Source organism: Caulobacter sp. GW822-FHT01G02 (genome assembly GCF_058802865.1).
This window is the reverse complement of the sequence record NZ_JBXAON010000008.1, coordinates 237471-243579: the sequence shown is the minus strand read 5'-3', so window position 1 is coordinate 243579 and position 6109 is coordinate 237471. Positions and strand designations below refer to the sequence as shown.

Genomic DNA, 6109 nt, shown 5'->3' with positions numbered 1-6109 from the left:
CCCCCCCCCCCCTCCCCCCCCCCCCGCCCTTGGCTCAGCTGTGTTCAGGACTCCGGGTTTCGGCCTTGCGCAGCACGAAGCGGCAGATGGCCGGCAGGACGAACAGGGTCAGAGCCGTGGCGGTAATCAGACCGCCGATGACGACGGTGGCCAGCGGGCGCTGAACCTCAGACCCCGTGCCGGTCGCCAGGGCCATGGGCACAAAGCCCAGCGAGGCGACGAGACCGGTCATCATCACCGGCCGCAGGCGTTCCATGGCCCCGTCGATGATCGCCTTCTCCAGCGCCATGCCGGTGGCGAGGCGCTGACGGATGGCCGTCATCATCACCAAGCCGTTCAGCACCGCCACGCCCGAAAGCGCGATGAAGCCGACGGCGGCCGAGACCGAGAACGGGATGCCCCGCAACGCCAGGCCAAACACCCCACCGGCCAAGGCCAGCGGAATGGCCGAGAACACCGCCGCGGCTGGCGCGATGCCGCCCAGGGCCATGTAGAGCAGGCCGAAGATCAGCAGGAAGCAGAGCGGCACGACGAGCGCCAGGCGCGCCTGGGCGGCCTTGAGGTTCTCGAACTGACCGCCCCAGACCAGCCACGAACCGGCAGGGACCTTCACCTGGGCGTCGACCTTCTGCTGGGCCTCGCCGACGAAGGAGCCGAGATCGGCGCCGCGGACGTTGGACTGCACCACGACGCGGCGCTTGCCGTTCTCACGGCTGACCTGGTTGAGGCCCTCCGAGTAGGAGAACTTGGCCACGTCGCGCAGCGGCACCGAGGCGCGAGCCCCGCCGCCGGCCCGCTCTGGCAGCATGACCGGCAGGGCGCCGACGGCGTCCAGGTCGTTGCGGCTGGCGTCCGGCAAGCGGACCACCACGTCGAAGCGGCGGTCGCCCTGGAAGACCAGGCCCGCCTCGCGACCGCCCATCGCGACCGAGAGCGTGTCGGCGACTTCCTCGACGGTCAGGCCAAGGCGCCCGATGGCGTCGCGATCGAGCTGAACGTCAAGGGTCGGGAAGCCCGAGGTCTGCTCGACCTTGACGTCCGCCGCCCCCTTCACCGTCCGCAGGACCGTGGCGATCTCCTCGGCCGTCCGAGACATGGCGTCGAGATCGTCGCCATAGACCTTGATGGCCACGTCGCCACGCACGCCGGCGATCAGTTCGTTGAAGCGCATCTGAATCGGCTGGCTGAACTCGTAGGCGTTGCCGGTGAGGCCTTCCAGCTTGTTCTCGATGCGGCCGATCAGCTCGGCCTTGGTCTCACCCTTGTTGGGCCATTCCTTCTGGGGCTTGAGGATAATGAAGGCGTCCGAGGCGTTGGGCGGCATGGGGTCGCTGGCGACCTCGGCCGTGCCGGTCTTGGAGTAGACGAAGGCCACTTCGGGGAAGCCCGCCACGACGCGCTCGATCCGCCGCTGCATGCGCAGCGACTGTTCCAGCGAGGTCGACGGGATGCGCAGGGCCTGGACGGCCATGTCCTTCTCGTCGAGCTGAGGCGTGAACTCGCGCCCCAGGAACCCGAAGGTCAGGACCGCGGCGACGAAGAGGGCGACGGCCCCGCCGATGACAGGCCAGGGCTTGGCCACGACCTTGCGCAGGGCCGGCTCGTAGCGGGACTTGGTCCAGCGAACGGGCGCGACTTCCTTCTCGGCCACCTTGCCGTTGATCAAGAGAGCGATCATGGCCGGGATGAAGGTCAGAGACAGAACGAAGGCGCCGGCCAGGGCCAGCATCACGGTGATGGCCATCGGCGAGAAGGTCTTGCCTTCGACGCCGGTGAAGGTCAGCAGCGGTGCGTAGACCAAGAGGATGATCGCCTGGCCGTAGACGGTCGGGGCAATCATCTCGCGGGCGGCTTCGCGGGTTTCGCCAAGCCGTTCCGACAGCGTCAGGAGACGGCCCTCGTGGTGCTGGCGTTCGGCCAGGCGCCGCAAGGCGTTCTCGACGATGATGACGGCGCCGTCGACGATCAGGCCGAAGTCCAGCGCCCCCAGGCTCATCAGGTTGCCCGAGACGCCCAGCTTGTTCATGCCGATGGCGGTCATCAGCATGGACAGCGGGATGACCAGAGCGGTGATCAGGGCGGCGCGGAAATTCCCGAGCAACAGGAACAGCACCACGATGACCAGCAGCGCGCCTTCGACCAGGTTCTTCTCGACGGTCTTGATGGTCGCGCCGACCAGCTTGGAGCGGTCATAGACCACCTGGACCTTGACCCCGGCCGGCAGACTCTTGGCGACCTCGGTCAGCTTCTCGGCCGAGGCGCCGGCGACGGTGCGGCTATTCTCGCCGGTCAGCATCAAGACAGTGCCGACCACGACTTCTTCGCCGTTCTCCGAGGCCGCGCCTGTGCGCAGGGCGCCGCCGAGCTTGACGGTGGCGACATCGCGCACGCGGATCGAGACGCCCTCGCGGGCGGCGACCGTGGCGTTGGCGATCTCGTCGACCGTGCGCACGCGGGCGTCGGCGCGAACGAGGAAGGCTTCCCCGCCCTTCTCGACGAAGTTGGCGCCGACCGCGAGATTGGCGGCCTCAAGGGCCTTGGCCAGGTCGTTGAACGAGACGCCGACCGAGGCCATGCGGGTCGGATCCGGCTGGACGATGAACTGCTTTTCGAAGCCGCCGATGGAGTCGACGCCGGCCACGCCCGCGACCGAGCGCATCTGGGGACGCACGATCCAGTCCTGCACTTCGCGGAGGAAGGCCGCCTGGGCAGTGGCATCCGACAGTCGCTCGCCGGTCGAGGTCAGATAGGCGCCGTCGCTTTGCCAGCCCGGGGCGCCGTCGGTGACCTTGGCCCCCTTCCCACCCGGATGCTCGTAGGCGACGGTCCACATCAGGACCTCGCCGAGACCCGACGAGATTGGGCCCATGGCCGGTTCGGCGCCGGCGGGCAGACTTTGGCGCACCTGGGTCAGGCGCTCGGCCACCTGCTGGCGGGCGAAGTAGATGTCGGTCTTTTCCTTGAAGACGATGGTGACCTGGGAAAAGCCATTGCGTGAGATCGAGCGGGTCGACTCCAGACCGGGGATGCCGGCCATGGCCGTCTCGACCGGGAAGGTCACGAGCTTTTCGACCTCGGCCGGGGCCAGGGTCCCCGAGACGGTGTTGATCTGCACCTGCTTGTTGGTGATGTCGGGCACCGCGTCGATCGGCAGGCGCACGAGGTTGTAGACGCCCAGCGCCGCGACCAGCGTGACCAGGGCGATGACCGCCCAGCGGAAGCGAACGGAAAGGTCGAGGATGCGGCCGATCATCGGGCCACCTCGCCGGTTTCCATGGCGTGTGGTTTGGCGGCGTAGCGGACCTGCAGCCTGGTCACCGAGGCGCGCTGCAGCAGCGGAAAGGTCGCTTCGTAGCGAGCCGGTTCACGATCCTTGCGCTGGGGACTGAGCGCGGCCAGGCGGGTGGGCACGGTGATGGCCCAGTGACCGTCAGGGTCGTAGGCGCTGATGTCGAGGTGGGCGGTGACCGGCGGCAGGCTTGCGCCAGACGCCCGCCGGACCAGGCCAAAGACACGCAGACCGCTTGCGGTGTCGCGCGCCGAAGCGGTGATGATCTCGACCTCCCGGCCGCCGAGGCGGTCGATGGTGACGGTGTCCTTGGCCACGGCGGCCGAGGCGGTGAGGCTCGCGGCCAGGACGGCCATGGTGAGAATGACCTTAGTCCTCATGGCTCGCCTCCCCCTTGCCGAGTTCAGCCTTCAGCAGGAACGCGCCCTTGCCGGCGATCTGCTCGCCAGGGCGAACGCCGGAGAGGATCTCGACGTGACCGCCGCCACGACGACCGACGCGGACCGGGCGCGGTTCGAAGCCGTCCTTGGTGCGGACGAAGACGACCTCGGCGCCGTTGACCGTCTGGACTGCCTCGTCGGGCGCGGAGATGCGGCCCTCCGGGCCCGCGGCCTGGCCCCGTGGGGTAATCCGGGCGCGCAGGGCTTGACCGGGCGTCAAGGACAGGGCTTGGCCGCTGACGGCCAGCACGGCGGTGGCCGAGCGGTTTTCGGCGTCGAGGGCCGGGGTGATGCTGCGCACCGTGGCGTTCACTGGGCCGGTGGCGGATTCCAGGACGGCCGTGTCGCCGGGCTTGACGCGCTGGGCGTCGGCGACCGGCAGGGCAGCCTGGATCTCGATGCGGCCCGGGTCGGCGACGCGGAAGAGTTCGGAGCCGGCGGTGACGTAGGCGCCGAGCGTGGCCGTGGCGGCGGTGATCCGACCCGAGATCGGGCTGGTGACCGCCAAGGTCCGGCCGTTGCCGCTAACCCCGGCGGCGGCGCTGGCCCCGCTGGCGCGGCGCAGTTCCGACTCGGCAATGGCCGCTTCGCGTTGGGCGGCTTCCAGGTCCTGACGGGCGGTGATCTTGGCCTCGAACAAGCGCTGCTCGCGCACGAGCGCCTGGCGGGCGGCGGCGGCCTTGGCAGCCGCGGTGCTGCGGTCGGCGCTGATGGCCGCGGCGTCTCGGCTTTCGATCGCGGCGATCACTTCACCGGCGGCGACGGGGTCGCCCAAGCGCTTGTTGATGCGGACGATGGCCCCGTCGGCGCGGGCCGCCAAGATCGCCGCGCCGTTGGGCGTGGCTACCACGGTGGCCTGGGCCGAGACCGCGGCGTCGAGGCCGCCGCCGGTGAGGGTCACCAGCTGGATGCCATCGGCGGCGATGCGATCGGCGGTCATACCCACGTGGGGCTTTTCGCCGGCGTGATCTTCCTTGGCCTCGGCGGCGGCGGCTTCCTTGGGCGGCGAGGACAGCATCGTCTTGCCGACCAGCGCGCCGACGCCAGCGGCGAGCAGGCTGCTGACCGCCACGGCCGTCAGCAGGGTCTTTCGATCGTTGGATTTCATGGTGAGCTTTCCTATTGGGCGGCGGCGCGTTCGAGCGCGGCCAGCGCCTTGGCGCGGTCGAGACGCGCGGCGATGAGTTCTGTGCGGGCGGTCGTCAGGGCGGCTTGCGCGTCTAGGACTTCGAGCAGCGAGAATTTCCCCGCCTCGAAGCCGCCTCGCGCCAGGTCGACGGCGGTCTGGGCCTGGGGCACGACCTTGCTGTCGAGCACCTCCAGCCTGGCGGTGGCGGCGCGCAATGCCGCCTCCCCGTCCCGAACGGCCCGAACAGAGCGCGCCAGGGCCAGGCGTTCGCGCGCCTCGGCCGCGGTGGCGTCCGCGCGGGCGGCCGCGACCGTGCCCTGGTTGCGGTTGGAGATCGGGATCGGGGCGGTAAAGCCGACGATCATCGCCGAGTCCCCGGTCTGCTCGAACCGCCGAACCCCGGCCTGGACGGTGAGGTCCGGACGGCCGGCGGCGCGTTCGCGATCGATCACCGCGCGGGCGGTCTCCAGCTGGGCGCGCGCTTGGCGCACATCCAGGGTTTCTCCGGGATTGATCGTGGCCATCACCGGCGTCGCCGGCTGCGGGGACCGCACCAGCTCGATGGTCTCGGCCGCATCGCCCCAGAGGGTGACCAGGGCGCGGCGCGCGGCTGCGGCCTCGGCCTCGGCGGCAATGACGGCGGCGGCGGCCTCACGGCTGGCCGCCTCAGCCCGCAGCGCCCGCAGGGGCGGCTCGCGGCCGGCTTCGACCAGGGTGCCGGCGACCTTGGATAGGCCTTCGGCGCGGGTGGCCGTCTCTCGGGCCAGGACCAGACGATCATGCGCCGCAAGGGCTTCGGCATAACGGACACTGACCTCTTGGGTGAGGTCGGCCTTGGCGATGACGAAGCCGATCCGGGCGGCGTCGACCTCGGCATTGGCGGCGGCGGCGCGGGTGCGACGCTTACCCCCCAACTCCAGGCGCTGACTGATGGTGGCCGTGGTCTCGGCCGCGCCAAAGCGACCATACGGACCCGAACCGGCGAAGTTCTCCGATTGGAGGCCGGCTTCGGGGTTGGGCATCAGACCGGCCTGACGGGCGCGGCCTTCGGCAGCCTTCACCGAAGCTTCGGCGGCCGTGACGAGGGGTGACTGGGTCTGGGCGCGCATGATAGCGGCGTCCAGGGTGAGCGGCTCAGCGAGCGCGCGCGAAAGCGCGCCGCTGCCGGCAAGCGCCAGGACCGCGCCGAAAATGGCGGCGGACCGAGCATAGCGGGAATGCATGAGAGGTCCCTATGTGAGAACTGACGAA

Annotated in this window: 4 protein-coding genes; all 4 read right to left on the bottom strand. The window is 70.0% G+C overall.

Annotated features, from left to right (window positions below):
• Window positions 1-34: 34 nt before the first annotated feature.
• The 4 genes from AC1RNC_RS22545 to AC1RNC_RS22530 are packed head-to-tail and all read right to left on the bottom strand — an operon-like array spanning window position 35 to window position 6081.
• On the bottom strand, window positions 35-3253 hold the full coding sequence (locus AC1RNC_RS22545; protein ID WP_492086179.1) for an efflux RND transporter permease subunit: 3219 nt from the start codon (window positions 3251-3253) through the stop codon (window positions 35-37).
• The gene (locus AC1RNC_RS22540) at window positions 3250-3669 is read right to left on the bottom strand and encodes a hypothetical protein (RefSeq protein WP_492086180.1); all 420 of its coding nucleotides are present in this window, start codon (window positions 3667-3669) and stop codon (window positions 3250-3252) included. Before AC1RNC_RS22540 ends, AC1RNC_RS22545 begins: the two co-directional genes overlap by 4 nt.
• Window positions 3659-4837 (bottom strand): efflux RND transporter periplasmic adaptor subunit, encoded by a 1179-nt coding sequence (locus tag AC1RNC_RS22535; protein WP_492086181.1) that lies wholly within the window; start codon window positions 4835-4837, stop codon window positions 3659-3661. Before AC1RNC_RS22535 ends, AC1RNC_RS22540 begins: the two co-directional genes overlap by 11 nt.
• A gap of 11 nt (window positions 4838-4848) precedes the next feature.
• Complete coding sequence (locus AC1RNC_RS22530; protein WP_492086182.1) at window positions 4849-6081, bottom strand: TolC family protein; 1233 nt, start codon at window positions 6079-6081, stop codon at window positions 4849-4851.
• Window positions 6082-6109 lie beyond the last annotated feature (28 nt).

Coding starts and splice junctions, on each gene's coding strand:
- AC1RNC_RS22545 (WP_492086179.1), bottom strand. CDS start 3,253: ATGATCGGCCGCATCCTCGACCTTTCCGTTCGCTTCCGCTGGGCGGTC.
- AC1RNC_RS22540 (WP_492086180.1), bottom strand. CDS start 3,669: ATGAGGACTAAGGTCATTCTCACCATGGCCGTCCTGGCCGCGAGCCTC.
- AC1RNC_RS22535 (WP_492086181.1), bottom strand. CDS start 4,837: ATGAAATCCAACGATCGAAAGACCCTGCTGACGGCCGTGGCGGTCAGC.
- AC1RNC_RS22530 (WP_492086182.1), bottom strand. CDS start 6,081: ATGCATTCCCGCTATGCTCGGTCCGCCGCCATTTTCGGCGCGGTCCTG.